Here is a 518-nt window from a genome sequence, read left to right as displayed (position 1 = left end):
CCGCAACCTGGCGGTCAGCAACGACGGCCGCTGGGTGCTGGTGGGCAACTACCTGCCGGGCACCCTGGTGCTGCTCGATGCGCGCGACCTGTCGCTGGTCAAGCACATCCCCGCCGTAGGCCAGGACGGCACGCCGTCGCGGGTCAGCGCCGTGTACACCGCGCCGCCGCGCGACAGCTTCGTGGTCGCGCTGAAGGACGTGAAAGAGGCCTGGGAGCTCTCCTATGCCGGCGAGCCGACCTTCGAACCGCGGCGCATCGAGGCCGCAGACTTCCTCGATGACTTCTCCTTCACGCCGGACTACCGCTACCTGCTGGCCACCTCGCGCAAGGCCCACGGTGGCCAGGTGATCGATCTCGACAACGGCCAGGCGGTCACCGACATTCCGCTGCCGGGCATGCCGCACCTGGGCTCGGGCATCTACTGGAAACGCGACGGCAAGTGGGTGTTCGCCACCCCCAACGTCAGCAAGGGACTGATCTCGGTGCTGGATCTGGACACCTGGAAGCTGATCAAGG

At 67.4% G+C, this 518-nt stretch carries 1 protein-coding gene; it reads left to right on the top strand.

The genetic code is table 11. The features are described 5' to 3' along the window. On the top strand, positions 1–518 hold a 518-nt coding region (locus tag ACU8YC_RS26180; protein ID WP_446896143.1), incomplete at both ends, for a cytochrome D1 domain-containing protein.

This window comes from Citrobacter sp. VF227, assembly GCF_052950715.1.
This window is presented reverse-complemented; position numbering and strand designations above follow the sequence as displayed.